A 25905-nucleotide genomic window follows, 5' to 3' on the forward strand; every position below is an offset into this window, starting at 1 on the left:
TCAGCGCAGCGGGTCGTGGGTGCCGCGCGGCACGTGCGGCTTGCAGCGGCGTACCCGGTCGGCGGCCAGCCGCCCGCCGACCGCGAGGCCGTACTTCTCCACCGCCGCGAGCCCGTACGCGCTGCACGTCGGGGTGTAGCGGCACTGGCCGGGCCAGCGGTGCGACAGCCAGCGGCGGTAGCCGAGGATGGCCGCCCGGCCGGCCCGGTCCACGATGGGCTTCCCGGTGGCGGTGGCGGCCACCGAGCCGAGCGTCAGCAGAAACGAGAACAGCCCGAAGTCGCAGCAGTCCGGGCCGTCGCAGTCACAGCCGTCGCAGGTGTCGCAGTCCGAACGGCCCTTCTTCTTGTGGTGCCGCTTGCGCTTCAGCTTGATCACGACGCCATGATGCGACACCCGCGCCACCGCGGCGCCATCTCAAGGATCACGCCAGCGCTCCTGACATAGTCCTGCGTGGTGGTCGACTCATGCGGGTCGGGCGACGACGTGTTTCACCAGCGCCTGCATGCGTGTCCAGTCGGCCCGCGTCGCGGACACCTGGGTAAGGCCGGTCGCGCTGGGCGCCCCGAAGAAGCGGTGCAGGATCTGGGCAGCCGTACGGCCGGTGGTGCTGGTTGGCCAGGTTTCCGCCGTCAGCCCTGCAGCGTAGGCAGCATGAAGGAGGCGCCAAAGGTCCACCGCATCCTTGGCGGCGAAGCGGCCCCGGTACGCGAGCGCCTTCAGGCAGAGCGCCGAGGCCACGTCGGGCAGAGCGACCTGTAGCGCCAGCGTGTCGGCACTCGTCAGGCGAACTTCCAGCTGAATCAGGCTGGCTGGGCGGTGGAGCGCAAGGATCAGTCCGGGTACCTCATCCACGATGAGATCACCGTGGCGTTGATTCGGCACCAGTTTGCTCTCGAACGACGGGGCAAGGATGTCAACGACGAGATCCACCGGCCCGTGGTTGTCCTGGTAGTGGCGGACGAACCGATTCGCCGCATCCCCGCGTCGGTAACCGCACTCGGCTAGGGCCTGAGGTAGCCGAGGATCTGCGACGACAGCAGGCAATGCGGCGAAGTCGGCGTCAAGGGTCTCCCGCATCGGCACCTGTCCGGCGACACCGTGCGCTGCGGTGAGCAGGGTAACCATGTGTCCACCGACGATCCGGTGATCCAACTCCAGTGCTGCGGAGATCGCCGACAGGTCGGCGAGCGTCCGGAAGCCGGCATCGGCCGCCCGGCTGGTGGAGTTCAGAGTCAGCACGCCGGGCGGCGTTGCACCAGGTGGCACGGGTCCGATCATGCTGCCCGGCTCCCACTCGCTCGCCGGCGGTCCCGCAGCGTTCGTCGCAGGTGCCGCACTGCCTCATCGGTGTCGGGCCCTGGGGCCCGCGCCACATCCCACAGGATCTGCAACGGGTCCGCCAGCGGCACGCTCCTCCCCGGTGCCTCGTCAGCCGGCCGACGGGGCCAGACTCCGGGATCCTTCGGCACGATCAGTTCCACCGTCGCGTCCTCCTCGTCGGCGGGCGTGAGGCCAGCGCCGGTCAGGTCCACGCCGGTTTGGGCGTAGACGACCGCTCGACGCGGGGCTCGCCATGGGGCGACGCGGTCGGCCGCGACGTCACCCGAGATCGCCATCCGTCCAGGGTCGCCGCTCGTCAACCGACCGATGACGGCTTCTGCCTGCTGCACCGGCGGCTCCAGGCCGTACCAAAGGGTTCTCAGGCCGCCAGGCCCCGGGTACGAGTTCAGCCACCAGTCGAAGACCGCATCGATGTCGGCAACGTCCCAACCGGCCGACGTTCGGTGCGCGAGACCTTGTTCGGTCAGTGCGGCGAGCGCCTGTGACACGCGAGGCTGAGAGACGCCGGTGACCGCCGCCAACTGCTGCTGCCCGGCCCAGGGTCGCTCGGCCAACCGTCGCACCAGGGTGAAGGTGCCCCACGGCACGCGACCCGGCCGGGCCCGTGCGGGCACGGTATCGGCGTCTCTCGTCTCGATGGACACCTGCTTGCCTCCCACCTGCAGGAGACCCGTGACCTGCCGCCTGTTGTCGACCAACCAGGACCAGCCGGCCGCCTCGACTGCGGATCGGACAACGGGCGTGGCTGAGGGCACGACGAGCAGGACCTGCTCCCGAACTCGACTCTTCAGGTGGGCGATGTCGCTGGGACTGAGCACAGCTGACGAGGCCACCACTCTCAGGACCCCGCGGTGAGGGCCAATCCGCAACTCGACGTGATCGGCGTCGAGCGGCACGACAAGAACTCCGGCATCAACCAGAGCCCTCCACGCCGTCGCCGATATAAGCATTTTCCCTCCTCCTCAGATAATACTTATAACACGGGCGCTGGCTGCGGCACGGAGATCTGCCCAGACGTCAGCTCATGATCTCGCTCGGACCCACGAGCCGTTCGTCCGCCGTCGTGGGCGCACGGGCTCGACCCGCGCGAGGCCCGGCGGTTGTCAGAACGTGTCGACGGCCGGCAAGAAGCGAACGCCGAGCCGCCGGTCCAGCGCGCGGGCCAGCCGTTCGAGGACGACGAGCGTGGGCACAGTGCCGCCGGCCTCGAAGCGCGCCACTGCGAACTGGGTCATGCCAGCCGCCCGCGCCAGCTGGGTCTGGCTCCAGCCGTCCTGTTCCCGCAGCCCGCGGACGGCCTGCCCCAGCTCGAACGCAATCCGCGCCGCCGCGTACACCTCTTCCGCCCCCGGCTCGGCCATCCGACGCCGTCGCAGCACGTCAAAGTGACGCCGGCGGCTCAAAGCGTTGATGCTATTGCGTCCGGGAGCCGATCCGATCGCATCGGGCTGCCTGTGATCGGGTCCAGCGAGTCGAGTGTGCCTAGCGTCGAGGGCGTAACGAAGGAAGGAGCACCGAGTGCTGGAGCGGCTGAACCAGGCCATGGACCACCTCGAACGGCACCTCGACCAGCCGGTCGACGTCACCGAGTTGGCACGGATCGCATGCGTGTCGGAGCACCATTTCCGACGGCTGTTCTCCGCACTGGCCGGCATCCCGCTGTCGGAGTACGTGCGCCGGCGGCGGCTGACCGTGGCGGGCGCGGAGGTCCTCGCCGGGGAGGTGCCGCTGCTCGACGTCGCGGTCCGCTGGGGCTACGGGTCGAACGAGGCGTTCGCCCGGGCGTTCCGGGCGGTGCACGGGGTCGGCCCGGGTGAGGCCCGGCGTACGGGGGCGCCGCTGCGCGCGCAGCCTCGGATGTCCTTCCGGCTCGTCGTGGAAGGGAGCAGCAGCATGGAGTATCGGATCGTGGAGAAGGATGCGTTCCGCCTGGTGGGGCGCAAGGCGCGGGTGCCGCTGGTGCACGAGGGGATGAACCCGGCCATCGTGGCGTTCGTCAAGAGCATCGACCGGGAGACGGTGGGCCGGATCGAGGCGCTGTCGGATCAGGAGCCGCGCGGGATCGTCAACGTCAGCGACGACCTGGCCGGCTCCCGTGCGGAGGGTACGGAACTGGACTACTGGCACGGGGTGGTGACCGGTGCGGACACGCCCGATGACCTGGACAGCCTTCCGGTGGCGGCCGGTTCGTGGGCGGTGTTCCGGACCTCGGGGGCGTTCCCGCACGCGGTGCAGTACCTGTGGCGGGACGTGTTCACCCAGTGGTTCCCGTCGAACCCGTACGAGAGTCGGCCCGGTCCGGAGATCTCGCAGGTCCGGGTGTCGGCGGACGGCACGGAGGCCGACGCGGAGCTGTGGATCCCGGTGCGGCGGGTCTGATCCCGGCCCGCGCCGTCAGTTTCCGGTAGTCTCGGCGGCGGCCCGTTTCAGGCAGGCCGGCACATCACCAGCGTGGTACGGGTGTTCGCTCGGTTCGATACCGGCGAGGAACATCGCGTACACGGCGGCCATCCGCAGCGGGGCGACCGGGCGGAGCAGGTCGACGGCCCGGTGCGGGTCGCTGCCGGGCGCGTCGGCCCGCCAGCGGGCAGCCCAGGCGTGGAGCAGCGGCGCGGCGGCGGCCGGGTCGAGGGTTTCGGTGAGGCGCAGGATGTCGAAGGCGGGGTGCCCGACGAACGAGTCGCCCCAGTCGATCATCACTCGCCGCACGCCGTCGCCGCGCACGTTGCCGGGGTGCAGGTCGCCGTGGACGAGGGTGTCGGGCAGCCCGCAGCGGCGTACCTCGGCCAGCCGGTCGTCGAGGTCGGCGAGCAGGTCGGCGGCGACGGACAGGTCGTGCGGGGCGAGCCGGTCGCGGATCCAGCCGGCCAGCGCGGGCCCGCGCAAGTCGGGTACGCCGGCGGTGAGCAGCGCGCTGACGTCGTCGGCGGCGGCAAGTTGGACGGTGTGGTGGTCGGCGGCGATGGCGGCGCGTTCGGTGTCGTCGGCGGCGTAGCGGTCCTCGCCGGGCGCGTGGTCGAGGAGGATGCGGCCGGTGTCGTCGGCGGCGAGCAGCGTCGGGGCGGTGCCGGGCGCGGCGGCGGCGAGCCAGCGCAGCACGGTGGCCTCGTGCCGGAAGAACACCGGTACCTGCTTGAGCCAGGCGCTGCCGTGGTCGCCGTCGAGCCGCCAGATCGCGGACAGGTTCCAGGTCCGGTGCTGCTCGACGGCGGTCACCGGCCGGCCGAGGCGGTGCAGTTCGGCGGTGGCCCAGGCGAGGCTGCGGGCCGGGCCGCCGGGTTCGGCCCAGGGGGCGCGCAGCGGGTGCGGCGCCAGGTCGACCGCCACCGGTTCCAGGGGTACGGCCGGGGGCGCGGTGACCTGCCCGAGGTAGGTGAGGTGGCCGCCGGGTGGTTCGGGCCGGTCGGCGGCGAGCAGCCGCAGCACGGCAACCTCGAGGTCGTGGCGGCGGCGGGCCTCGTCGACGATCGCGCCGACCTGCTGCCACCACGGCTCCGGCACGTCGAACGCAGGCAGGGCGCCGAGCGGCGCGCCGTCCCGGTCGACCAGGACGAGGGTGATCGTGCGGGACACGCCGCGACGGTAGCGTCGGGGCCGCTGCGCGGCGAGCGGTTATCGACCGGGCCGCTCCCCGAGCCGAGTCAGGCTCGCATCTCCGGGACCGCTACGGGTCCGACCCCCGATGTCCCCGCCCCGCTCCGCTGACACGCTGGGGCAATGACAACGACCGATTCCCGGGTCTCCACGTACGCCTGGCTGCGGCCGGTGGCGCTGACCGCGTCGCTGCTGCTGCTCGGCTACGGCATCCTCCGCCTGGTCGACGGCCTAGACGGCCACCGCGACAAGTCGGCGTGGGCGTGGATGACCGGGCACACGCTGTTCCTGTTCGGCATCGTCGCGTTCGGGGCGATGATCGTGGGGTTGCACGGGCTGCTGCGTACCGCCTCGTCCCGGCTGCACACGGTGGACGACGTAGCCGCGCTGGCCGGTCTGGTCGGGGCGGCCGGCTTCGTCTGGGTGATCCTCGGCGACCTGTTCCCGCGCTTCGCCGACGCGGTGACCACGCCGGACCTGGTGCTGCTCGGCGGGCCGGCGCTGTTCGAGCTGGGGCTGCTCACGCTGCTGGTCCGCGCGGCCGTAGCGCGGCTGCTGCCGCCGTGGGGGCCGCTGCTGGTGCTGGTCGGCTTCGGCGCCATCGCCGTCAACCTGGACCTGCTGCCGGTCGGCGCCGGCCTGGTCTTCGCCGGCCTGCTTCCGCTCAAATCGCACCGCTGACCGGCCGGGCCGCGGGCGGAGGCAACGGCGGCGCGGCCACGGAGCGGACCCGCGATGTCGGCGGTCGCCGGTACCGTCCGGGGCATGGAGCAGCGCGTCAGCATCATCACCCTCGGCGTGGCCGACGTGGCCCGGGCCCGCACCTTCTACGAGCGCCTCGGCTGGCGCGGCCAGGAGGTCGAGGAAACCGTCTTCTTCCAGGCCGGCGGGCTGGCGGTGGTGCTCTGGGGCCGGGACAAGCTGGCCGCGGACGCCGGGTTGACCGACCGGGGCGCCGGCGGGTTCGGCGGGCTGGGCCTGGCGCAGAACGTACGCAGCCGCGAGGAGGTCGACGAGATCCTGCGTCGGGCGGCGGAGGCGGGCGCGACGGTCACCCGCCCGGCCGGGGAGACCTTCTACGGCGGGTACGCCGGCTACTTCGCCGACCCGGACGGTCACCTGTGGGAGATCGCCTGGAACCCCGGCTTCCCGCTCGGCCCGGACGGCTCGCTGACCGTGCCCGACTTCGGCTGACCGGTCAGCTCCACACGGTACGGCGGTAGCCGCGGTGGCCGGCGCACGAGTCGCGCTGCCCGCCGGTCAGGCTGACCGTGCCGTCGCGGCACTGCACCAGCCAGCCGCGTCCGGACCAGAATCGGGGGACGCAGTCGAACCAGTCGCAGACGCCCCGGGCGGGCTTGCGGACCCGGGAGCCGCCGCAGAAGTCGTACCCGAAGGGGTTGGCCGGGGCGCCGCAGCGCCGCTCGACGACGGCCGGCCGGGGAGCGCGCGACGACGTGGGTGCGGGCGTGGTGTGTCGGGGTTTCGGCGCGGCGGTGGGCTCGACCCGGACGGCCGGGGCGATCACCAGCGGCGTGGGTGTGGGGGTGGCCGCCGGGGTGGCGGCGGCGGCCAGCTCCGACCCGCCGGTACGCCCCGGCGGGTCGGACTCGAACAGCATCGCCGGCACGATCAGGGCGAGGGCCGCACCGACCGCGACGGCGCGCGGGCCGACGAACGCGGCCAGGCGGGCCTGGCGCGGGGTGGCGATGGCGGGCCGCACGGGCCGGGCCGCGGCATGTTCCTCGATCAGCTCGTCGAGTTGCGCGACGACGGCGGCCCGCTGCTCGATCGCGTCGGCGAACGCCAGGGTCAGCTTGAACCGGAAGTCGGCCACCGCGCCGGTGGGCACCATCAGGCCGGAGGTGCGCCGCCGGTCCAGGACCTGGAGCAGCGTCACCGGCGCGCCCGGGTCGTGGGACAGTCCGGTCATCCGCCCGTACGCCCAGTCGCGCCGGCCGCGGCCGCCGAGCAGCACCAGCCGCCGGTTGGTGAGCACGGCGAGCCCGGCGTCGACGGCCCGGACACCTTCGGGGCGGCGCGGGCGCAGCTCGGGCGGGTCGGGTTCGACGGTCAGTTCGGGGGCCGGTAGCACGGCGGTGTGCCGTACCTCCACCAGTTGCGCGGCCGGCAGCGTCCAGAAGACCACCTCACCGGGGGCCAGCTCCATGGGCAGGCCGACGCCCGCCTCGGCGGAGCCGTGGAAGGACGCGGCGAGGGTACGCAGGCGGCGCAGTTCGTCGTCGCGTCGTCGCCACGCCTCGTCGGCCGCGTGGAAGGTGCGCAGCCGCCGTTCGTTCTGGCGGTGCGCCCACCGGTACCGCCACGTGGAACCCGTCGAATCAGTCATCGCCACGCCGACTCCTCCGCCGCGCGAGCCCACCGGGGTGTCGTTCCTGTCAACTGCGGCGGAGGGGCAACAAGACACGCGCAAGTTGCAAATCCAACCGATCGGGTGATTGACCTGCACGTTAGGCCGAATCCCACTCATCGCCTCCCCCACGATCTCGGCTGCCCCGCTTCACCCTGCGAGGGGGTCGGACCGTCGGTAACGTCAGCCGCAACGGGCCGTGGCGTGACGGCGAGGAGGTGGACCGGTGGGCGAACCGACCGTCGTGGTGGCCGTGGACATCGGTACCACCAGCACCAAGGCGGTCGCCTACGACACCGGCGGACGGCAACTCGTCGCGCACTCCCACGGCTACCCGCTCGACGAGCCGCACCCCGGATACGCCGAGCAGGACCCGCAGCTGATCTTCGACGCGGTGGTCCAGTCGATCCGGGAGGTGGTCGACGAGCTGCCCGGACCCGTCGCCGGGCTGTCCTTCAGCAGCGCCATGCACAGCCTGATCGGGCTGGACGCGGACGGCGTTCCGCTCACCCCGTCGATCACCTGGGCCGACTCCCGAGCCAGCCTCCAGGCCGAACGGCTCCGCGCCGTGCCGTCCGGCCTGGCCATCCACCGGCGCACCGGCACCCCGGTCCACCCGATGGCGCCGCTGCCGAAACTGGTCTGGTTCTCCGAGCAGCAACCGAAACTGTTCGAACGCGTCGCGCACTGGGTCGGCATCAAGGACTACGTGCTGCTGCGGCTGGCCGAGGCGCTGGTCACCGACCACTCCGTCGCCTCCGCCACCGGCCTGATGAACATCCACCGACTCGCCTGGGACGCCGAGGCGCTCGGCATCGCCGGCATCACCGAGGAACAGCTACCCCAGCTCGTACCGACCACCCACGTGCTGCCCGGGCTCACCCCCGAGGCGGCCGCGGCCACCGGCCTGCCCGTCGCCACCCCGATCGTGGTGGGCGCCGGCGACGGACCACTGGCCAACCTGGGCCTCGGCGCGGTGCACCCCGGCGAGGTGGCCTGCTCCATCGGCACGAGCGGCGCCATGCGGGTGATGGTGGAACGCCCCGGCGTCGATCCGCTCGGCGGGGTCTTCTGCTACGCCCTCACCGAGCGCCGCTGGGTGGTCGGCGGCGCGATCAACAACGGCGGCATCGTCCTGCAGTGGGCCGGCGAGGCACTCGCCCCCGAACTCGGCGAACACGCCGAGGAGGAACTGCTCGAACTGGCCGCCCACGCGCCGGTCGGCTCCGGCGGGCTGATCATGCTGCCGTACCTGCTCAGCGAACGCGCGCCGCACTGGAGCGCGCTGCCCCGCGGCGCGTACGTCGGGCTCACCCACGGCCACCGCCGCGAACACCTCGTCCGGGCCGCGCTGGAGGGGGTCTGCCAGCAGCTCGCCCTGGTCCTCGCCTCCGTCAGGGCGGCCGGCAACGAGGTACGCGAGGTCCGCGCCAGCGGCGGCTTCGCGCGCAGCCCGCTGTGGCGGCAGATCCTCGCCGACGCTCTCGGCATGCCCGTGCGCTTCCCCCACGGCCACGAAGGATCCAGCTTCGGGGCCGCACTGCTCGGCATGCAGGCGCTCGGCCTGATCGAGTCCATCGACGTCGCCGCGGACCTGGTCCAGATCGAGGAAACGGTACGCCCCGACCCGGCCTCCGCCGCCATCTACGCCACCCTCCTGCCGCTCTTCTCCGAGCTGTACGACGCGCTCGTGCCAACGTTCGCGTCGCTGCGGCGACTGGCGCCGAGCCTGCCGCCGGAACCACCACCCATCGCCCTTCCCCGCTGACCCGGGGGCGGACGACTCCCGAAGGTCGTGATAGCCGTGGTCGCACTGCTCGCCGCACCGGCGCCGCTCACGAACGCCGGTCACACCCAACTGGTCATCGCCGCCGTGCTCGGCATCGTCGCGGTGGTGCTCCTCATCGCCTGGGGCAAGGTGCACCCGTTCCTCGCCCTGATCCTCGGCGCGGCCGTACTCGGGGTGGTCGCCGGCGTCGCCGTCGACAAGATCGTCACCTCGTTCAGCGCGGGCGTCGGCTCGACCGTCGGCGGCGTCGGCCTGCTCATCGCCCTCGGCGCGATGATCGGCGGCCTGCTCGCCGAATCCGGCGGCGCCGACAAAATCGTCGAACGCGTCGTCGCCCGGGTCTCGGGCGGAGCCCTGCCCTGGGCGATGGCCGGCGTGGCCGCCCTGATCGGGCTCCCGCTCTTCTTCGAAGTCGGCGTGGTCCTACTGGTGCCGATCGTGCTGCTGGTCTCCCGCCGGGTCGACATACCGCTGATGAAGATCGGCATCCCGGCGCTGGCCGGCCTGTCCGTGCTGCACGGCCTGGTGCCGCCGCACCCCGGCCCGCTGGTTGCGATCGACGCCCTCGGCGCCAACCTCGGCCAGACCCTCGCCCTCGGCCTCCTGATCGCCATCCCCACCGTGATCATCTCCGGACCGGTCTTCGGCAACCTCATCGCCCGCTACGTGCCCGCCACCGCACCGGAGGCGCTGCTGCCCACCCGCCGGCCGGTCACGGCCGCCGAACGACGCCCCACCACCCCGTCCGGCGGCCGACTCGACGCCGACGGCGACCTGGTCACCGAGGACGACCTGATCAACCCGGGCACCGGCCGCCCCGGCGCGCCGATCAACGAAGGACAGCGCCCCCGCCGCGCCCCCGCCCTGTGGGCTGCCGTGATCACCGTGCTGCTGCCCGTGGCGCTGATGCTGCTGCGCGCCATCGGCGAGCTCACCCTCGCCAAGGACACCGGCGGCCGCAAGGCGCTGGACATCGTCGGCACCCCGATCATCGCCCTGCTCGCCGGCGTCATCTTCGCGATGATCTTCCTCGGCTACCGCACCGGATTCAGCCGCAACCAGGTCTCCGGCTTCCTCGGCGGATCACTGCCGGCCATCGCCGGCATCCTGCTGATCGTCGCCGCCGGCGGCGGCTTCAAGCAGGTACTCGTCGACGCCGGCGTCGGCAACCTCGTCGCCGACGCCGCCAAGGGCGCGAACCTCTCGCCGCTACTGCTGGGCTGGCTGGTCGCCGTCGGCATCCGGGTCGCCACCGGCTCGGCCACCGTCGCCACCATCACCGCCGCCGGCATCGTCTCACCGCTCGCCGCCACCCTCGGCGGCACCGAGGTGGCGCTGCTGGCCCTGGCCGTCGGCTGCGGGTCACTGTTCTTCTCACACGTCAACGACGCCGGCTTCTGGCTGGTCAAGGAGTACTTCGGGCTGACCGTCGGGCAGACCATCAAGAGCTGGTCGGTGATGGAGACGATCATCTCCGTGGTCGGCTTCGCCGGCGTCCTCATCATCGACGTCTTCGTCTAACGGCCATCAGATACGCCGTCCCGCACGGCACAGCGCGCTACCCAGCCGAGAGAACCTGGGATCAGCCGCCCGCCACACGTGGAGAGGACCGGCCGGCCAGGTCGGCGAGGCTGGGGGAACCGGGCGTGGATCCCCCAGCGGCCTACCGGCGCCGTTCTTCCTTCAGCACTCGGCCGTGAGCGTCGCCTTCCAGTAATGCATCGAACCGGCGGGCGAGTAGGTCGTGCTCACCTCATAACAGCTCGGGCTGTAGGCGTGCATCTGCGCCAATGCGTCCTGGTGCGCGTTCTCGGGCAGGTAGCCGTATCCGATGAAGGTTTCGGTAGTGGCTGTTGCCGGGCTGGCGTTGGCGGGAGTTGCGCCGGCAATCGTCGTGACGATCAAGCCGAGGACGGCTGCGGTCGTCACACGTGCGAGGATCCGCTTCCTGAGCATGAGCCCATCCCTCCTACTGCTAGATATGTGGCTTGGGAGATGCTGGACAATTGCTATGGCACCAGAGCGTGCCAGGTGAGCCAGAACGGGAGCGCCCGCTCCCACCTCCTCTCGGTCAGAGGACTTCCGCATCGTGGTCGGTCAATATCCTAACCATATCGGCGACTTTGACCTCCTCGGGTATCACGTGTGGCCTCCTTGATCCACGAGCTGTCGGAGAAAGGCAAGTTCGCGTCGCACCGTCGAGACGTAGTCGGCGACCCACAGGCGATTCAGCTCCAAGGCGATGAAGAGCAGGTCCGCAAGCGGCGGCGGAAGCCACGGCCGAGTAAGCGGCACCCGCGCCAACCCGCCGTACCCGTGGAGTCGCCAGCGACCACCCTGCGCTGGCTGGCCTTCCCGGTGTGCTGCCACCCGGGCACCCGCACGTCCGACTACGGCACAGCGGTGCCGTGATCTGGGTCAGGGCGCCTCGACGCCCGAGATGCGGAACTTGTGCACCTCGGCACCGCGGATCGCCGCCACCTGCTCCTCGGCCGGGCCGGACCCGCGGAACGCGAGCAACTGCTCGTCGGACTCCCACCGCTCGTACACGTTGATCCGGCCCGGCTCGACGAGGTCCGCGCTCACCGCGAAGTCGACGCAGCCCGGCGCCGAGCGGGCCGCCCGGACGGCCGCCACGCAGGAGGCCAGGTAGGCGTCCCGCTCGGCGGGATCGACGTAGAGGGTGCCGGCGACGATGATCAAGGAGACCTCCCGCGGGTGAGCCGTCCGGCCCATCCTGGCACCCCGGCGAGGGTCAGGCCCGGTTGATCGCGTTGGCGTGGATGGCCTCGCTCAGGTACGCGGCCATCCCCGGCCGGATCTTCTCGTAGTACGCGGTGAACCGCGGGTCGCCGACGTACATGTCGGCCAGCCCGGTGTGGATCTCGTAGGAGCAGTCGTAGAACCAGCGGGTGATGCGCTGCCGGTGCTCCTCCGCCAGCGCCATCGCCTCCGGGCTGTCGGCCGGCGCGCCCGAGGCCATCAGCTCGGCAAACCGCCGCCCCCAGTCCTCGTTCTCGGCCTTGTTCCGCAGCCAGTCCTCCTTCGAGTACCGGCCAACCCGCTCGGTCGACTGCCGATACGCCTCGGTGCCGCCCCAGCGCCGCTCCGCCTCCTCGGCGTGCGCGTCCGGGTCGAAGTCCCCGAAGACCTCGAACCGTTCCTCCGGCGTGAGCTCAATGTTCAACGTTCTCGCCTCCATCGCAAGCTCGATCGCCGCGACCATCTCCCGCAGCTTCCCGATCCGCCCGGTGAGCAGCTCGTGCTGCCGCCGCAGGTGCGGCAGCGGGTCCGCGCCCGGGTCGTCGAGGATCTCGGCGATCTCCTCCAACGGGAACCCCAACTCCCGGTAGGCCCGGATGACCTGCAACCGCTCCAGGTCCGCGTCCTCGTAGCGGCGGTAGCCGGCCGGGGTGCGTCCGCTCGGCGACAGCAGCCCGATCTCGTCGTAGTGGTGCAGCGTGCGGACCGTGACCCGGGCCGCCCGCGCCACCTGACCCACCGTGTACGGCATGGGTTCCCTCCCTTCCACGGCCAAGGGTCCCGCCTCTCGCTACGTGAGGGTCAAGCCAGATTCTGCATCCCACCTCACACCGGCGTGCCGGAAAGCCGATCGCCCCCGGCCTCACCAGGCCGGGGGCGATCGTGGCGGGATCAGGCGGTGACCGGCTCCCGGGTCTTCTCCGGCGCGGCGAACGCCTCGCTGGCCGGGGTGCGGAACGCGTGCACCAGGCCGGCGATCGACAGCAGCAGGAGCAGCGCCGCACCCAGGTACATGGCCAGGGCGCCCTGCCCGGCCTTGCGGCCGAACTCGCTGAAGCCGTACGAGGTCAGCAGCATGCCGCGCAGGCTCTCACCCTTGAAGACGGTCTCCCGCTGGGCGGTGACCTGCGCGAGCTGCTTCTGCAGGTCGGCCAGGTTGGCGGCGTTGCTCTGCTCGGCCTGGGCCACCTGCTGCTTCAGCGCTGCCTCCGGCTGACCCAGATCGGCGTAGGTCTTGCCGCCGGAGATCGACTTGAGGTGCAGGCCGATGAACTCGTTGGCGTAGCACTCGGCCTGCTTGCCGGTGGTGAGCTGCTTCCCGGCGTACTCGCGCAGGCAGTCCGACTTCTTCTCCTCGTCGGTGAGCTGGTCGGCCGGCTTGAAGCTGATGTGCTGCGCGGCGAGCTGGTCGTGCACGTAGGTGTTGGCGAAGTTGGCGTTCGTCGTCAGGACGATGCCCACGACGAGCAGCAGGACCGCAAGGCCCAACCCGCCGATGCTGAACAGCAGATCCAAGGTCCGGCGCTTCATGACTGCTCCTGTGTGGCTGGTGGCGTCTTTCGATGTCCGTTTCATCGTCGCCGCCGGCGCAGCCCATCAAGCAGGGCCGAACCCCCTGTTCCACCCGGGACCTTCGACCTGCCGTCGGCGGGTCAACATTCCTCGGCGCCCCGCCGGGCGAACTCCTCAAGGGTGAGTTCACGCAAGGACTCGGACTCGTCCTGGTAGCCCGTGACCAGGACCAAACCGGGCTTCAGCCCCGCCAGGTCGGCGAGCCGGAAGGTCACCCGTGCCGCAGAGAAGGAGTTGTCGTCCGTCGCGGCGTACATCGCGAAGTCGACTACGCCGGTGGGAAGCGTTGACGGTGGAAAGCCGGTCAGCGGCACCGTCGCCGGGGAGGTCGCGTCGTCCGGTACGCGATATTCGCGCCCGGGCCAGTCCCACTCGGTGCGCCGAGGATGCCGGTCGTCGGCGGTGGCGTCGAAGAGCAGCACGACGTCCGGCGGGTGTGAGGCGCACCAGGCCAGCATGGCCACCGGCTGCCCGGATCCGTCCACGCTGACTCCGGTGACCCCTTTGATCTCCGGGGAGCAGGCCGTCAGACCGGCAACAGTTATCAGCGCGGCGGCGGACGCGGCGACGGCTCGGCGCAGCGGAATGGCCATGGACCTACTGTCTCGTCACCGGGTCAACGTCCCCACCCGAGGCCGTAACGGGTAGGTGACGATCAGCCGGTCGCGTCGACCGGGGTGAGGATGGTGAGCAGCTCGGTCAGGGTGGCCGGGCGGCCGTACCGCCAGCCCTGGCCGTGCAGGCAGCCGATCGCGGTCACCGCCGCGTGCTGGGTGCCCGTCTCGACCCCCTCGGCCACCACCACCAGGTCGAACGCGCCGGCCAGCCGGTTGACCATCTCCACCGTGGCGTACGCCTGCGTGTCCTCGGCGTCCAGGCGGGACACGAAGGACCGGTCGATCTTCAGCTCGGTCGCCGGTATGCGGTGCAGGTAGCTCAGCGAGGAGTAGCCGGTGCCGAAGTCGTCGATGGCGATGCGGATGCCGAGGTCGCGCAGCTGACGCAGCCGCTCCAGCACGGCCTCGCTCCCCTCGATCAGCGCCGACTCGGTCAGTTCGAGGGTGAGCGCGCGCGGCGGCAGACCGGCTGCGGCGGTGGCGGCGGTGACCGTGGCGATCAGATCGGGGCGGCGCAGATGGGCGGCGGCGATGTTGACCGCCACGGTGACCTCGGGCGCCTGTTCCCGCCAGGTCGCGGCGGCCCGGCACGCCAGCTGGATCACCCACCGGTCGATCGCGAGGATCAGCCCGGTCTCCTCGGCCAGCGGCAGGAACTTCGCCGGCGGGAGCACCCCGAGCCGCGGGTGCCGCCACCGCACCAGCGCCTCCGCGCTGCGGACCGCGCCGGTGGCCAGGTCGACGATCGGCTGGAACTCCATCATCAGCTGTCCCTCGTCGACCGCGCGGCGCAGGTCGGCGATCAGCTCGGCCCGGGTCACCGCCGACTCGCGCAGCTGCGGGGTGCAGGTCCGGTACGCCGACTTGCCGGCCGCCTTCGCCGCGTACATGGCGATGTCGGCGTCGCGGAGCAGGTCGGTGTGGGAGGTGTGCTGCGGGCCGTACTCGGCGATGCCGATGCTGGCCGACGGGTGCACGCCCAGGTCCTCCTCGCCGGGCAGCGGTTCGAGGGCGGCGAGCAGGCGCTCGGCGAGCCGCTCGGGCGACACCGGCCGGTCCCGGTCGAGCAGCACCGCGAACTCGTCGCCGCCGAGCCGGGCGATCATGCCGTCGGCGCCGACGGCGTCGCGCATCCGGTCGGCGATGGTGGTCAGCAGCCGGTCCCCGGCGGCGTGCCCGAAGCGGTCGTTGACCTGCTTGAACCCGTCCAGGTCGAGGAGCAGCACGGCGACCGGGCCGCCGTCGCGCAGGGCCCGGCGCAGCCGCCGGGTGAAGGTCAGCCGGTTGGGCAGGCCGGTGAGCTGGTCGGAGTAGGCGAGCCGGCGCAGCCGGACGACCAGCCGCAGGTTCTCGTTGGCGGCCAGCCCCTGCCGCAGCGCCAGCACCCCGAGCAGCGCCATCATGGCGACGAAGATCAGGTGTGGGCTCTGCCCGGTGGGCCGCCGGGCGAGGACCACGGCGATGATCGCCCCGCCCACCGGCAGGTAGGGCAGGGCGACCCGCCACCACGGGGGCAGCGGCGACTCCGTGCCCTCGTCGTCCCCGTCGTCGCCGGCCGGTGGTGGGCACCGGGTGGCGGCGCCGATCAGCAGGTAGCTCAGCGGCCAGCAGAGGTCGATGGGGTGGCCGGGGGCGTAGCTGCCGTGTGCGACGAGGGAGACGTAGATGGTGTCGGCGATGGCGCGGGTGGCGAGGCTGACGCCGATCAGGGTGTGCGCCGGCCACATCGGGCGGGCTGGCCCGGCGACCGCCACGAGGATGGTGAGCTGCATCAGGTCGAACATCGGGTAGAGCAGCCCGAAGGTGCGCAGCGGGTCGGTCAGGTCGGCGGCGGCGATGTCGCGGAACACCACCAGCCAGGCGATCGGGATCAGGGCCAGCCCGACGATCACCCCGTCGAGCAGGGTGCGGGACTGCCCGACCAGGTTGCGTGGGGCGGCCAGCGAACAGAGCAGCGCGGCGGTGCCGGTGACGATGCCTGCGGTGAAGAGCCCGCCGACGAGCGCGGTGTGCGGCAGGTCGTGCCCGGCGAGCCGCTCGACTGTCCACACGCTCCGGCCGATCGCCGCGAGCGCCATGGTGACGGCCAGCAACGTCCAGAACCGTTGTAGCGTCTCCGGGTGCCGCCGGGCCGCCCCGGTGCAGGCCACCGCCGCCCAGCTGGCCACCGCGACCGCGCCGAGGTCGCTGGCCAGGGCCGCGCCGGGCAGGCCGGCCACCAGCCAGAGGGCTTCGGAGAGTACGACGAACGCGGCCGCGACGAGCCCGACGCGGCCGGAGAGCGAGGGACGGGCCACGCCCGGGGCGGCGAGGCTCACGTCCTGCTGGGGTACAACGAACTTCGCTCCGGCCTTCTGTGCGCGCACCCTCGACGATGAGGACCAGTTGCGGACGGCGAACGCCCGCCAGCCTAGCTACCGCCTGGTACCGCCGCCAGAGCCAATCGGCGTCGGCCACCGTCCCGGTCAGGTCGGTGACGGCGTGTCGTGGCGGCGGTAGAGGGCGACCAGGACGCCGTAGCGTGGCTGGTCCGGGCCGGCCTCCTCGGCGTCGCTGACGAGGTCGTCCAGGGTGGCCCGGAGCCGGTGCGCCTGCTCCGGGGTGAGCCGCAGGTGCCGCAGGTGCAGCAGGTGCAGCAGCGGATCCGAGTCGCCGGTGAGTTCCTCGGCGACCGCGCCGAGCATGGCGGCGGTGGTCTCGGAGTCGACGGTCTCGCCGACGAGGCGGCGGTAGCTGCGTTCGTGGTACTGCTCGGTGCCGCCGCGTACCTGGCGGGTGTAGGCGGGGCGGACCATGCCCGCCTCGGTGAGGACCTTGAGGTGGTGGGCGACAGTGCCCTTCGCCGTGCCCAGGCCGGCGGCGAGTTGGCTGATGGTGGCCGGGCCGGGTCCGAGCGCGAAGAGCAGCCGGTGGCGGAACGGGTGGGCCAGCGCCTTGAACTGGGCCGGGGTGCGGACCTGCAGCGCGTCGGTGATCTCGTTGGCCACCCCGAAAGGGTCCACTTCTCTTGACGCTTTGTCAATCCGGCTGCTCTACTGACGCTCACCACACCGGACGGGGGCATCCGATGCGCCACGACGAGATCACCGAGGTCGTCGAACGGGCCGCGAAGCTGGTCACCGAGCACTACGTCTTTCCCGACGTCGCCGAACGGATCGCCGCGCACCTCGGCGACCGGCTCCGCGACGGCCGGTACGCCGACGTCACCGACCCGGCGATCCTCGCCACGCTGGTCACCGGGGACCTCCAGGCGGTCAACGGCGACTCGCACCTGCGGCTCAAGCACCACGCCGCGGCCCTGCCTGAGCGCGACGAGGATCCGGACGAGGGCTTCTGGGCTCGGGAGGCCGCCATCAGCATGGGCGGTATCGCCCGGGTGCAACGGCTGGCCGGCAACGTCGGGCTGCTGGACATCCGGCCGTGCCTGTTCCCGCCGCAGATCGCCGGCGACGCCATGACGGCGGCGCTGCGGCTGCTCGGCGGCACCGACGCGCTCCTGCTCGATCTGCGCGGCAACCGGGGCGGCAGCCCCGACATGGTCGCCCTGGTCTGCGGCTGGTTCTTCGCCGAGCCCGCGCACCTGCACACCATGTACGACCGGGCCGGCAACGCCCACCAGTTCTGGAGTGCGGCCTACCTGCCGGTCCCGACGTACGGGGCCGACAAGCCGGTCCACGTGCTGACCTCCGCCGAGACGGTCTCCGGCGGCGAGGAACTGGCGTACGACCTGCAGCAACTCGGCCGGGCCACCGTGGTCGGCGAGCGGACCGGGGGCGGCGCGCACCCCTGCGTCGGCCACCGCGTACACCCCCACCTGCAACTCACCGTGCCGGTGCTGCGGCCGGTCAACCCGGTGACCGGTACCAACTGGGAGGGCTGCGGGGTGGCCCCGGACGTCGAGGTGCCGGCCGGCGCCGCGCACGACGTGGCGTACCGGAGGGTGTTGGAGGCGCTGCTGGCCACCGATCCGCATCGGCCGACGGCGGACGAGGCGCGCGAGGCCCTGGCCGCCCTTCCCTGACCGGCGGCGCTACGGGCGGCGGCGCGCGAGCACGTACAGCCGCCGGGTCTCCACCTCGTGCGGGTAACTGACCCGTTCCAGGCGCGCCTGCACCGTGAACCCGGCGTCGTCCAGCGCCCCGAGCAGCGTCTCCGCGGCGAAGAAGTGGAAGTCGACGTCCACCCGGTGTCCCCACCACTCGTCCAGGTGCCGCACCTCGTCGCCAAGGTGCACCGCGACCAGCAGTGGCGCTTGCGGCCGCAGCACCCGGCGGGCCTCGGCCAGGGCCGGCCGCAGCTCGTCGGGGTTTAGGTGGATGACCGAGTACAGGGCCACCGCCGCGCCGAACTCGCCGTCCGCGGCGGGCAGCCGCAGCAGGTCACCCTCGCGGAACTCCACCTCCGGGTACGCGCGCCGGGCCTGCGCCACCATGCCCGGCGACAGGTCGATGCCCACCGCCGGCACGCCCCGCCCGGCCAGCCAGTGGGTGACGTGGCCCGGCCCGCAGCCGAGGTCCACCACCGGCCCGGGCCCGGCCAGCTCCACCAGAGCGGCCAGCAACGCCCGGTCGAGGGGCTTGCCCGCCAGCTCGCCGGCCAGGCGGTCCCGGTACTCCCCGGCGACCGTGTCGTAGCTGCGCCGCACCCGGTCGTGATCGGTGCTCATCGCGGGCTCCATCCTGGAGTCAGGTCCATTCCTCCGCCGGGTCTCCGTCACCGCTGTCGGGCGCGGGGCCGCTGGTGGCCGGCGGGCCGCCGTGGGTCCACGGGGTCTCCTCGCTGGCGGGGAAGTTCCCGGCCGGCATGAACGCGTCCGACAGGGTGGTGAAGCAGAGCCGCTCCCCCACCTCCGGCACGCTGCCCGGCGGGGCGGTCAGCCCGCGCCCCATCCCGCCCGACAGTTCCAGCACCACCTCGGTCTTGCCGTCCGCGCCGGGGGTCAGGAAGACCACCTTCGCCTTCTGGCCGGGCCGGGCCGGCGAGTACAGCGTCGCCCCGACCGGCACCACCACCGGCTCCGTGGTGACCACCTGGATGCGGGGGCGCAGCACCGGCCGCTTGCCCGTGTCGTCCACCCGCTTCGGGTCGGCCAGGGTCACGTCGCCGACGAACGCCTCCCCGGTCAGCCGGTGCTCGGCCATCACCAGGGGGTCGTCGTAGGCGCGCTGCACCGCGTACGAGGCGAGGGCCCGCTCCAGCCGGTGCAGCCGCACCGCCGCCGCCACCGCCCCGTCCCGGCGCGGCTGCGGCCCGCCCCCGTCATCGAGGTGCTCGGCGTAACCGGTGAAGGCGTCCTTGTCGCCGTCCCACCGGCCGGCCACCCGGGCACCGGGCGGCAGCCCGCGCAGCAACCCCACACCGCGCCACATCAGCTCCCAGGTGGGCGTGAGCTGGTCGCGCAGCAGCCGCTCCAGCTGCGCGTACGCGCCCGCGCGGGCGACCGGGTCGTCCTCGGCCTCGGCGTACGCGGTCATCGCCGGGGCGAGCCGGCGGTTGTCGAAGTCCGGGTCGGTGGCTGGGCCGGCGGGCGGGCAGACCTGCGGGTCCTCGGCCCGGGCGGCCGCCTCGGCGCCGGTCGAGCCGGGCGGCGGGTCGATCCAGCCGAGCAGCGCCGGCAGGTGCAGGTCCTCCACCGCGCTCTGCCCGGTCGCCCAGTGCAGCGTCAGCGCCTCGGTCATCGCGACCAGCGCCGCCGAGCCGGGATGTTCCGCACGCTCGGCGAAGAAGGTCAGCCAGCACCCGAGCAGCGGCACCGACGGATGCACGGGGTATTCGCCGTCCGGGCGGCGGAACCGGGTGGAGCGGCCGAACAACCGCAGAAAGGTGACCCCGGCCGGGTTCGGCACCAGCACCTGCGGGGCATCGACGTACCGGTAGCGCACGTCCCTACCCCGGTCGACCGGCACCGCCTCGCTGACCCCCCGAAACGAGTCCAGATAGGGCAGCAGGATCGCGGCCAGCTCGGCGGCGAACGCGAAGCGCTGGTTGCGGTTACGGGGCTGCGGCACTACCAGCAGCCGCGCCTCGTCGGGCGCAGCGCCGACCATCGCGGCAAGCGGCGCGTTCGCCTCGCCCGCCATGGCAAGGGGCACCAGCACCAACGGCCGCTCCGACAGGTGCAAGTGCCGGACGGTAGCCACCGGCTGGGCCACCCCGGCGGCGACCGCCTGCGCCTGGGCGAGGGCGCGCAGGGTGCTCACCGGGACCTCCGGGACGGGACGGGCCGGGCGGGCCGGCGCGGCGTACTCATGCCGCGTTTCCGGCGAGGGCGTCGGCGCGCAGGCGGGCGGCGGCGCGCAGCAGCGCGGCGGCCTCCGCCTGCTCCGGGTCCGGGGCGCGGACGCCGTCGGCCAGCGCCAGCACCTCCCGGATGTCGGCGAGGCCGCCCAGCGCCTCCCGCACCGGCCGGCCCAGCACGGTGGTGTGGCCACGTGCCTCGTGCCGGCAGAAGTACGCCAGCTCGCAGGCGGCCAGGCACTCGGGCGCGTAGCGGGCGGGCACGCCGGTCAGCGCGGCGGTCAGGGTCGCCGGGTCGGCGGTCAGGTCGGCGGTGAAACCGGCGGGCACGTCGGCGAGCAGGTCGTCGATCCGGGCCATCCGGTCGAGCTGGCGGCGCAGCACCAGCAGTTGCTTGCGGACGTCGAGCAGGCTGGCCACCGGCTGGTTGGCGAAGTCGCGCGGGCAGACCAGCACCACCTCGTGCGAGACGAGGCCCGGGTCGTGCCCGGCGGCGGCCAGCAGCTCGCGCAGCGCCAGCACGTAGACGGCGGACTGGATCGCGGCGGCGGAAACCTTCGCCGGGTCGGCCTGGCCGTCGATCACCGGGAACGACTTGATCTCCACCACGTGGAAGCGGCCGCCGAGCCGGGCGGCGACCAGGTCCGGTTCCAGGTGCACCCGCCGCCCGGCCACGTCCAGGCCGAGCAGCGGATGGTCGAACAACGCCGGCTCGTCACCGCCGCCGGTCAACGCCGCCCGGGACCGCTCGTGCCGGTCCGGCAGGTCCTCGGCGCCGCCCAGGTCCGTCCAGGTCGCGCCCGCCGGCACCGGTACGCCCAGCCGCTCCGCGACCAGCCGCAGCAACTCCGCACCGCCGTCGGCCTTCACCTGGGCCTCGAACGCGTTGCCCCGGGTGATGGCGAAGCGAGACTGGCCGAACCTGGCCGGGAAGCCGATCCGCTCGGCCAACTTCGGCTTGTCCACCCCGGCGCTGTCCAGCACCGCTCGGCGAGTGCAGCCCGGGTTGCCGGTCAGCGCGGCGATGGTGCGGGCGTTGTGCCGCCGCGGCGGCACGCCACCCCGGATCTCGGCCAGGCGCTGCGCGGTGTCCGTCATGATCCGCCAGGATAGGCGGTACGCGCCGACGTGGCCGGATCCACGCCCGCGCCGCTCCCGTCAGCCGACGGGTCCGGCGCCGTGTGGGCGACGCCCCGGCGGACCAGTACGGCGACGGTCACCGCGGCGGCCGCCGCCAGCCCGGCCATCGACCACAGCACCACCCGCAGCCCACCGGTGAAGCCCGGGTCGGCGAGCCGGCCGGCCGTGGTGCTGGCCAGCACCGCCCCGACCACCGCGATGGCCACGGTCTCGCTGGCCAGCCGGGCCGTGTTGATCATCCCGGCGCCGGTCGCCGCGCGGGCCGGCGCGACACTGCCGATCGCGATCGCGTCGAGCAGCCCGATGGACAGGCCCACCCCGACCCCGATGGTCAGCAGCGGCCCGGCCAGCGTCGCGGTGTCCGCGTGCGGGCCGAGCACGGTGGCCCACGCCGCCCCGACGGCGACCACGGCCACCGACACGACGGTGACCGCGGTCGCCGGGACCAGCCGCGTCAACGCGCCGCTGACCAGCGGCAGCACCAGGGTGGGGGCGGTGAGCAGGATCAGCGTCGCGCCAGCCGCCCCGGGGCTGAGCCCGACCACCGTGGTCAGGTACGACGGCAGGTAGACCAGCAGCGGCACCAGCACCGCCACGATGGTGGCCGCCGCCAGGCAGATGCCGACGAACCGGGGGCTCGCCAGCAGCGCCAGGTCGAACATCGGATCGGCGCGGCGGCGCTCCACCCGGACGAAGACCACCAGCAGCGCCGCCGCAGCGGCGAACGCGGCGAGGATCACCGGGGCGGCCCAGCCGTACTCGGGACCCTGCACGAAACCGAAGATGAGCAGCAGCAGCGCGGCGGTGAACGACACGGTTCCCGGCCAGTCGACCCGGCCCGGATCCGGCTGGCGGGACTCCGGCAGCAGCGGAACCAGGGCAAGCACCGCGCAGGCGGCCAGCGCCGGGACGGCGAAGACGGCCCGCCAGCCGAAGCCCTCGATGAGCAGCCCCGCGATCGACGGGCCGAAGGCGAGGCCGACGCCGATCGTCGTACCGAACACACCGAAGACGCGGGCCCGGGCCCGGCCCTGGAACGTGCCGGCAAGCAGGGCGGACGCGCTGGTCGCGGCGGCGGCCGCGCCGACCCCGGCGAGGGCCCGGGCGACGTCGAGCAGCACGATGTTGCCGGCGACCGAGGCGAGCAGCCCGGCGGCGGCGAAGACCGCGACCCCGACGGCGTAGACCCGACGGCGGCCGAACAGGTCGGCAAGCGCGCCGGTGGCGAGCATGAAGCTGGCAAAGGTGGCGTTGTAGCCGTTCACCACCCACTGCACGCCGGCCAGCCCGGCGTCCAGGTCCCCGCCGATGTCGGGCAGCGCGACGGACGCGCCGGTCAGCGAAACCGGCAACGCCAGGGTGGACAGCAGGACGGCCGCCAGCACGACGGCCGGGTGATTGCGCAAAGATTCCCCCCGTTCGAACGGCCGCCTCAGCCTAGTTCGGGCGCGTGGCGGCGGATCCCGGGACGGGTGCAGAATCACAGGCCGCTCAGCGGCCAGCGGAGCGGTTCCGGGGCGATCGGGGTGACTGGGCACCGGCGAGCGGCCGGCTGCGGCGGCGGTGCCGGCGGCCGGGCGTGCAGGGCGGGTGGGAGGCGGTGTGCAGCGGGGCGGCGACCAGCTCATGGCCGATCAGCCAGCAGAGGAACCGGGCCATGGTCAGCCGACCGGGAGGCGCTCGGCCTCGGCTCGCGGGATGTCGTACTGGGCGCCGCAGAAGGTGCACTGTTTCGTCCAGCGGGTGTGCACCGGGATCAGCGGGACGAAGAACAGGGTGAACTTCGTGGCCCGCCGGGTGATGACCTGGGCCGCCTGATTGCCGCAGTTGCGGCAAACCTCGGTGACGACGCCGGAGCGGACGACCTTGGTCCGCAGGCCGAAGATGAAGAACATCGCCCGGCAGTACCCCAGCCGGACCCGGAACACACCCACGAGTTTCTTCGCCCGCGGCTGTCCGGATCCGCGCCCCCCGTTCGTCAGGCTGGGTGGAAGCACGACCGGAGGAGAGAAACGATGAAGTACATGATGCTCGTCTGCACCGACACCGAGCCGGACCGGGACCCCAGCGCCGCGCCGGACATCGAGAAGTGGGTGGCCGAGCGGGACGCCAACGGCCAGCGCGTGACGGGCAGCCGCTTCGCGCCCCCATCGGCGGCCACCACCGTCCGGGTACGCGACGGCGAACTGCTGCTCACCGACGGCCCGTTCGCCGAGACCAAGGAGGTGATCGTCGGCTTCGACCTGATCGAGTGCGCCGACCTGGACGAGGCCGTCGAGGTGGCCCGAGCCCACCCGATGGCGTACGGCGGCCGGATCGAGCTGCGCCCGCTGGTGGACTGATCCCCATGACCGACGCGGCCGGGGCGGTCGCCGCCGCGGGTGCCGAGGCGTACCCGCGGATCGTCGCCGCCCTGATCCGCATCACCGGCGACTGGACCCTCGCCGAGGACTGCGCGCAGGAGGCCCTGGCCGCGGCGCTGGAACGGTGGCCCCGTGACGGCGTGCCGGCCAATCCGGGCGGCTGGCTGATGACCGCCGCCCGGAACCGGGCCGTGGACGGGCTGCGCCGGGCCACCGTGGAACGCCGCAAGCTGCGCGAGCTGGCGCTGCTCACCGAGCCGGAGCCCGCGCCACCGGAAGGAGACGTGGTGGACGACCGGCTGCGGCTCATCTTCACCTGCTGCCATCCGGCACTCGCCCTGGAGGCGCGGGTGGCACTGACCCTGCGCACCGTGGCCGGGGTGCCGACCGCCCACATCGCCCGCGCCTTCCTGGTCAGCGAATCGACCATGACCCGACGCCTCACCCGGGCCAAGGCGAAGATCGCCGCAGCCGGCGTCCCGTACCGGGTACCGACCGGGTCCGCGCTGGTCGAGCGGCTGCCGGGCGTCCTGGCCGTGCTCTACCTGCTCTTCACCCGCGGCTACGACGCGGACGGAGAGCCGGCGTTCGCCACCGAGGCGATCCGGCTGGCCCGCCTGCTCGACACCCTGATGCCCGAGCAGCCCGAGGTGGCCGGGCTGCTCGCGCTCTTCCTCCTGCACCACTCCCGCCGAGCCGCCCGGCGCGACGCCGACGGCAACCCGCTCACCCTCGAGCAGCAGGACCGCTCGCGCTGGGACCACGCTGGCGTCGCTGAGGGCGTCGCGCTGCTGGACCGGGCCGGCCACGGCCCGTACGCCCTCCAGGCCCGGATCGCCGCCTGTCACGCCACCGCCCGCACCGCCGCCGACACCGACTGGCCGGCCATCGCCCGCTGGTACGACCACCTGGTCGGCCTGCGCCCCACCCCGGTGGTCCGACTCAACCGGGCGGTCGCCCACGGCTACGCGTACGGCCCGGCGGCCGGGCTGGCACTGCTCGCCGAGGCGCGTTCCGGCGGTGCGCTGGATGACTACCCGCCGGCGCTGGCGGCGCAGGCCGAGCTGACCGCCCGGCATGGCGACCGGGACGGTGCCGCCGCCCTGTTCCGGGCTGCCGGCGAGGCGGTGGGCTCTGAGCCGGAGCGGCGGGTGCTGCTGCGCCGCGCGGCCGAAGTGACTCGGTGAGAACATCGGTTGCCCACCGAACCGGGAACGCCTGGAGGGGTGTTTCCCGGAATCCACCCGGTTTGCGCAGGCCACGCGCGGGTACGCGGCGCCGATGATCGCACTGATCCTTGCCCTGCTGCTGGTGTGGTTGGTTCTGGTGGTCGTTGGGCTCCTGGTGAAGGGCCTGTTCTGGCTGTTCGTGATCGGGGCGATCCTGTTCGTCGCGACCGCCGTCGTCGGTTGGGTTCGCAGGCGGGTGTGAGACCGCCTGCCGGCCCGGGCCTTGCTTGGACCGCTCGCGAACACACCGCTTAGGTGGGGCAGCGACCGCTGACCCACCCTTCTCGATGGCCCGGGATTGCCGGACCACGCGCGCTGGCCACCGCCGCGCTGGTCGGCGCGCCGGCCCCGGCCCTTGCCGCAGACCCGCTGCCCGACCTGTCCGTCTCGTTCGACCGCGACCCCGTCGCCGAGGTCGACAACAGCGGCACCACGGTCGGCAGGTACGTCTACAACAACGGCGACGCCACCGCCACCGCGGTGAAGGTCACCCTCGACCTGAGCAAGGCCGCCGAGTCGGTCACCGCGTCCGTGCCGGAGTGGACCGACGCCTGCAAGCTGGACGGCACGAAGGTCACCTGCACCATCGGCGTGCTCCAGCCCGGCCAGGTCGAGACCCTGAGCCCGCTGTCGCTGGTCAGCAAGCAGGGCGCCAAGCCTGGCGACGCCGGGTCGGTCACCGTCACCATCGCCGGCGCGGAGGACGACCAGGCGCCGGGCATGCCGCGGTGATCGCGCTCGGCGCGGTGCTGCTGGTGGTGTTCCGTCGCGTGGTGCTCCAGACCGTTACCTGTCAGTGCGCTCTTGCGACTGATCGGCATGTCCCGCCTTGCGGTGGGACGGTCCCGGTCTTGTCCGCTTGAGCGGGGCCGGGTTGACGTTTCAC

Annotated in this window: 28 protein-coding genes; 10 read left to right on the forward strand and 18 right to left on the reverse strand. The window is 72.8% G+C overall.

Translation table 11 applies throughout. The annotated features are described in order from the left end of the window. The 4 genes from yidD to FXF52_RS23335 form a co-directional block, all read right to left on the reverse strand. Window positions 1-378 carry a membrane protein insertion efficiency factor YidD gene (gene yidD / locus FXF52_RS23320; RefSeq protein ID WP_255472245.1) on the reverse strand — a complete coding sequence of 126 codons (378 nt, stop codon included), beginning with the start codon at window positions 376-378 and terminating at the stop codon, window positions 1-3. 87 nt (window positions 379-465) lie between these two features. Further along, the gene (locus FXF52_RS23325; RefSeq protein ID WP_148800034.1) at window positions 466-1281 is read right to left on the reverse strand and encodes a hypothetical protein; all 816 of its coding nucleotides are present in this window, start codon (window positions 1279-1281) and stop codon (window positions 466-468) included. Further along, window positions 1278-2294, reverse strand: coding sequence for a hypothetical protein (locus tag FXF52_RS23330; protein ID WP_148800037.1), 1017 nt, complete (start codon window positions 2292-2294; stop codon window positions 1278-1280). Before FXF52_RS23330 ends, FXF52_RS23325 begins: the two co-directional genes overlap by 4 nt. A gap of 153 nt (window positions 2295-2447) precedes the next feature. Further along, window positions 2448-2747, reverse strand: a complete 300-nt coding sequence (locus tag FXF52_RS23335; protein WP_255472246.1) for a helix-turn-helix transcriptional regulator — start codon at window positions 2745-2747, stop codon at window positions 2448-2450. Window positions 2748-2862: 115 nt separating this feature from the next. On the opposite strand from FXF52_RS23335, the gene FXF52_RS23340 reads away from it, so the two are divergent. After that, complete coding sequence (locus tag FXF52_RS23340) at window positions 2863-3723, forward strand: AraC family transcriptional regulator (RefSeq protein ID WP_148800040.1); 861 nt, start codon at window positions 2863-2865, stop codon at window positions 3721-3723. A gap of 15 nt (window positions 3724-3738) precedes the next feature. On the opposite strand, the gene FXF52_RS23345 is transcribed toward FXF52_RS23340, so the two are convergent. Next, a complete protein-coding gene (locus FXF52_RS23345) occupies window positions 3739-4917 on the reverse strand; it encodes a phosphotransferase (protein WP_148800042.1) in 1179 nt (392 codons plus the stop codon). 144 nt (window positions 4918-5061) lie between these two features. Between FXF52_RS23345 and FXF52_RS23350 the strand changes: the two genes are divergently transcribed. Further along, on the forward strand, window positions 5062-5619 hold the full coding sequence (locus FXF52_RS23350) for a hypothetical protein (RefSeq protein ID WP_148800044.1): 558 nt from the start codon (window positions 5062-5064) through the stop codon (window positions 5617-5619). An 84-nt stretch (window positions 5620-5703) separates the two neighbouring features. Further along, window positions 5704-6132: a VOC family protein gene (locus tag FXF52_RS23355; RefSeq protein ID WP_148800047.1), complete on the forward strand. Its 429-nt coding sequence runs from the start codon at window positions 5704-5706 to the stop codon at window positions 6130-6132. Between the two features lie 4 nt (window positions 6133-6136). On the opposite strand, the gene FXF52_RS23360 is transcribed toward FXF52_RS23355, so the two are convergent. Beyond that, window positions 6137-7294 (reverse strand): hypothetical protein, encoded by a 1158-nt coding sequence (locus FXF52_RS23360; RefSeq protein WP_148800052.1) that lies wholly within the window; start codon window positions 7292-7294, stop codon window positions 6137-6139. 241 nt (window positions 7295-7535) lie between these two features. Between FXF52_RS23360 and FXF52_RS23365 the strand changes: the two genes are divergently transcribed. Continuing rightward, window positions 7536-9077 (forward strand): gluconokinase, encoded by a 1542-nt coding sequence (locus FXF52_RS23365; protein ID WP_148800055.1) that lies wholly within the window; start codon window positions 7536-7538, stop codon window positions 9075-9077. Window positions 9078-9113: 36 nt separating this feature from the next. Next, a complete protein-coding gene (locus tag FXF52_RS23370; protein ID WP_148800057.1) occupies window positions 9114-10619 on the forward strand; it encodes an SLC13 family permease in 1506 nt (501 codons plus the stop codon). A gap of 162 nt (window positions 10620-10781) precedes the next feature. Here the strand turns inward: FXF52_RS23370 and FXF52_RS23375 are convergent, their stop codons facing one another. The 7 genes from FXF52_RS23375 to FXF52_RS23405 all read right to left on the reverse strand — a co-directional run bounded on the left by FXF52_RS23375 (window position 10782) and on the right by FXF52_RS23405 (window position 17037). Further along, a complete protein-coding gene (locus FXF52_RS23375; protein ID WP_148800060.1) occupies window positions 10782-11054 on the reverse strand; it encodes a hypothetical protein in 273 nt (90 codons plus the stop codon). A gap of 462 nt (window positions 11055-11516) precedes the next feature. Continuing rightward, the gene (locus FXF52_RS23380) at window positions 11517-11834 is read right to left on the reverse strand and encodes a putative quinol monooxygenase (protein ID WP_187413649.1); all 318 of its coding nucleotides are present in this window, start codon (window positions 11832-11834) and stop codon (window positions 11517-11519) included. Window positions 11835-11853: 19 nt separating this feature from the next. Then, window positions 11854-12612: a MerR family transcriptional regulator gene (locus tag FXF52_RS23385; RefSeq protein ID WP_148800066.1), complete on the reverse strand. Its 759-nt coding sequence runs from the start codon at window positions 12610-12612 to the stop codon at window positions 11854-11856. A gap of 140 nt (window positions 12613-12752) precedes the next feature. Next, entirely contained in the window at window positions 12753-13391 is a 639-nt protein-coding gene (locus FXF52_RS23390) for a hypothetical protein (RefSeq protein WP_148800069.1), read from the reverse strand. A 122-nt stretch (window positions 13392-13513) separates the two neighbouring features. Beyond that, a complete protein-coding gene (locus FXF52_RS23395) occupies window positions 13514-14026 on the reverse strand; it encodes a hypothetical protein (protein ID WP_148800072.1) in 513 nt (170 codons plus the stop codon). A 62-nt stretch (window positions 14027-14088) separates the two neighbouring features. Next, a complete protein-coding gene (locus FXF52_RS23400; protein ID WP_255472248.1) occupies window positions 14089-16416 on the reverse strand; it encodes a bifunctional diguanylate cyclase/phosphodiesterase in 2328 nt (775 codons plus the stop codon). A 99-nt stretch (window positions 16417-16515) separates the two neighbouring features. Continuing rightward, window positions 16516-17037, reverse strand: coding sequence for a transcriptional regulator (locus tag FXF52_RS23405; RefSeq protein WP_255472249.1), 522 nt, complete (start codon window positions 17035-17037; stop codon window positions 16516-16518). Window positions 17038-17117: 80 nt separating this feature from the next. Here FXF52_RS23405 and FXF52_RS23410 point away from each other — a divergent pair, with 80 nt between their 5' ends. Continuing rightward, entirely contained in the window at window positions 17118-18071 is a 954-nt protein-coding gene (locus FXF52_RS23410; protein WP_148800075.1) for a S41 family peptidase, read from the forward strand. A gap of 9 nt (window positions 18072-18080) precedes the next feature. Here the strand turns inward: FXF52_RS23410 and FXF52_RS23415 are convergent, their stop codons facing one another. The 5 genes from FXF52_RS23415 to FXF52_RS23435 form a co-directional block, all read right to left on the reverse strand. Then, window positions 18081-18716, reverse strand: coding sequence for a class I SAM-dependent methyltransferase (locus FXF52_RS23415; protein ID WP_222870621.1), 636 nt, complete (start codon window positions 18714-18716; stop codon window positions 18081-18083). Between the two features lie 19 nt (window positions 18717-18735). Then, complete coding sequence (locus tag FXF52_RS23420) at window positions 18736-20250, reverse strand: hypothetical protein (RefSeq protein WP_148800080.1); 1515 nt, start codon at window positions 20248-20250, stop codon at window positions 18736-18738. A 46-nt stretch (window positions 20251-20296) separates the two neighbouring features. After that, a complete protein-coding gene (locus FXF52_RS23425) occupies window positions 20297-21385 on the reverse strand; it encodes a hypothetical protein (RefSeq protein ID WP_148800083.1) in 1089 nt (362 codons plus the stop codon). Beyond that, window positions 21382-22833, reverse strand: a complete 1452-nt coding sequence (locus FXF52_RS23430) for an MFS transporter (protein ID WP_148800086.1) — start codon at window positions 22831-22833, stop codon at window positions 21382-21384. The genes FXF52_RS23425 and FXF52_RS23430 overlap by 4 nt, the downstream gene beginning before the upstream one ends. Before the next feature lie 255 nt (window positions 22834-23088). After that, window positions 23089-23361, reverse strand: a complete 273-nt coding sequence (locus FXF52_RS23435; protein WP_255472250.1) for a zinc-ribbon domain-containing protein — start codon at window positions 23359-23361, stop codon at window positions 23089-23091. 81 nt (window positions 23362-23442) lie between these two features. Here FXF52_RS23435 and FXF52_RS23440 point away from each other — a divergent pair, with 81 nt between their 5' ends. The 4 genes from FXF52_RS23440 (at window position 23443) to FXF52_RS23450 (ending at window position 25751) form a co-directional block, all read left to right on the forward strand. Beyond that, window positions 23443-23769 carry a YciI family protein gene (locus FXF52_RS23440; RefSeq protein WP_148800089.1) on the forward strand — a complete coding sequence of 109 codons (327 nt, stop codon included), beginning with the start codon at window positions 23443-23445 and terminating at the stop codon, window positions 23767-23769. Window positions 23770-23774: 5 nt separating this feature from the next. Further along, window positions 23775-24977: an RNA polymerase sigma factor gene (locus FXF52_RS23445; protein ID WP_148800092.1), complete on the forward strand. Its 1203-nt coding sequence runs from the start codon at window positions 23775-23777 to the stop codon at window positions 24975-24977. Window positions 24978-25071: 94 nt separating this feature from the next. Beyond that, window positions 25072-25221, forward strand: a complete 150-nt coding sequence (locus FXF52_RS41790) for a hypothetical protein (protein WP_187413650.1) — start codon at window positions 25072-25074, stop codon at window positions 25219-25221. A gap of 53 nt (window positions 25222-25274) precedes the next feature. After that, a complete protein-coding gene (locus FXF52_RS23450) occupies window positions 25275-25751 on the forward strand; it encodes a hypothetical protein (RefSeq protein WP_148800095.1) in 477 nt (158 codons plus the stop codon). Window positions 25752-25905 lie beyond the last annotated feature (154 nt).

This window comes from Micromonospora sp. MP36, from assembly GCF_008119785.1.
GTDB lineage: Bacteria > Actinomycetota > Actinomycetes > Mycobacteriales > Micromonosporaceae > Micromonospora.